This is a genomic window from Italian clover phyllody phytoplasma str. MA1, assembly GCF_000300695.1.
Taxonomy (GTDB): Bacteria; Bacillota_I; Bacilli_A; order Acholeplasmatales; family Acholeplasmataceae; genus Phytoplasma.
In genome coordinates, this window is record NZ_AKIM01000057.1 from 1 (window position 1) to 1,821 (window position 1,821).

2 protein-coding genes are annotated in these 1,821 nt (G+C 29.5%); both read right to left on the reverse strand.

Annotated features, from left to right (window positions below):
* Window positions 1-25: 25 nt before the first annotated feature.
* Complete coding sequence (locus tag RI01_RS02355) at window positions 26-316, reverse strand: hypothetical protein (protein WP_017193070.1); 291 nt, start codon at window positions 314-316, stop codon at window positions 26-28.
* A 12-nt stretch (window positions 317-328) separates the two neighbouring features.
* Window positions 329-1,816: a replicative DNA helicase gene (locus RI01_RS02360; RefSeq protein ID WP_026052453.1), complete on the reverse strand. Its 1,488-nt coding sequence runs from the start codon at window positions 1,814-1,816 to the stop codon at window positions 329-331.
* Between the last annotated feature and the right edge of the window lie 5 nt (window positions 1,817-1,821).

Below are 1,821 nucleotides of genomic sequence, written 5' to 3' on the forward strand. Positions count from 1 at the left end.
TTCTTTTTCTTGTTGACTTAAGGTTTTAAATTCGAAAGAATTCATAACCTTCTATTCTTTGAATCGCTTCATGAAAGGATTGAATTTGACGGATAGTCATATAAACATCAATAATATCGTAATCTTTACAACATTTCCAACAATGAATTTTATTATCTGAAGTTAAATGGCAACAAGTGGGATTTTGGCCTTGATGAATGGGGTAAGGGAAACGATATTTGGGGTTGAAGTTTGGTGGTATTATATTTAATTTTTTTAATAAAACTGACATGGGGAAATGAGTTTGGATGTGTTTTATTTTATCTTGATAATTCATTGAGTTTTCTCCTTAATAACTTTCTAATGGATAAGGTAAAATATAACCGATTTCTTGGAAGGTTTGCGTGGTCATTTCAAAGTGATAAACTAAGTTCTTTTTGGTACCACTGCGATTCTTTTTAATAGATAATTCAATGATTTTTTGAGATTCGTTATTTTTTGATGCTAAATATAATTGATTACAATTTTGATTATAGATATTTAAGGGTTTGTCTTGGTCTTTGGATAATTTGGGTTGGAATTCAGACATCATTAAGACGATATCTGAGTTAGTTTCAATTCCACCACTTCCTTTTAAAGCTGTTATTTCTGGTGATTTACTTTGGTAATTGCTGTATGTATCTCTTGAAAATTGAGATAAAATGATAATAACAAGGTTTAATTCCATGGCTAATTGTTTGAGTTTCGTCATAATTTCGTCAATGGCTAAACGGTCATTTTCTAAGTGGGTTGTGGTTTTGGTTATTTGAAGGTGGTCAATGACGATAATTTCGACTTGTTTTTCTAAATGAAGGCGATAAACTAAATCAATTACATAATCAATGTTTTTGCCTTGATCATAACTAAATGATAATTTAAGTTGGGTAAAAAATTGTTTGGCTTGTTTCATCCTTTCCATGTAGGTATGTTGAGTGATGTTTAAGTCTTCCCAATTTTTATCTAAAATAACATCTAAAGGAATTTGAGTTTGGTAGGCTAATAAACGACTTAAATTTTCCTCCATCGTCATTTCATAAGAAAAAACTAAGAGATGGGGATGATGATGATGAGTTTCTTGGTGTTTGGTTTTAGTGATATCTAAAAGAAGGTTGTAAACAAAAGTGGTTTTTCCTAAACCTGTATAGCCCCCAATGGTGATAATTTGACCCTTTTTAAAGCCTTTCGTGGCTTGATTTAATCCTTTGAAAGCTTCTGAAAAACGGTAATATTCTTCTTGAATTTTTTGTTTGGCTTGGTTATCAGTTTCAAAAAATTCAGGATGACAAGAAGTCATTTGATTTAAAGTTAACAAAGTCTTATCGGAGGGATGAGGCATAAAGGACATAAATTTTCTTAATTTATCAAAGATTTCTTGGTAGTATAGATGTTTATGATAAGGATCTTTATTTTCAAAAGAAGGACTAATGATTTTTAAGAGTTGTTGAAACAGTTTTTCTTGGGTATAGGTATGTTTTAGGTTAGCTAAAAAATCAAGGTTATTTTCCTCATTAACATCATCACTTAAAAAAGATAATGATTCTTTGGTAAAGTTATCTTGTTGGAAATTAGTTTGTAAATATGTTAATAACTCTTTGATTATATCAGTTTGAGATTTTATTTTATCCCAAGGATGAGTTGTTTGTTTTTCTAAAAATAAATATTTTAAAGCTGTAAATATTTTTGTATTTTGGGAGTCGAGTAGATTTTGGGGTTTGATTATTTGGTAGTAAAGTTTTAACTTTTCCCATTGGCCTTGTTCGATATAATTTATTAATTGTTTTAATACGGATAGATTAATTGCGT

What these genes read in the sequence shown, in the direction of transcription:
- RI01_RS02355 (WP_017193070.1), bottom strand. Translation starts at nt 316, where the DNA reads ATGAATTATCAAGATAAAATAAAACACATCCAAACTCATTTCCCCATG.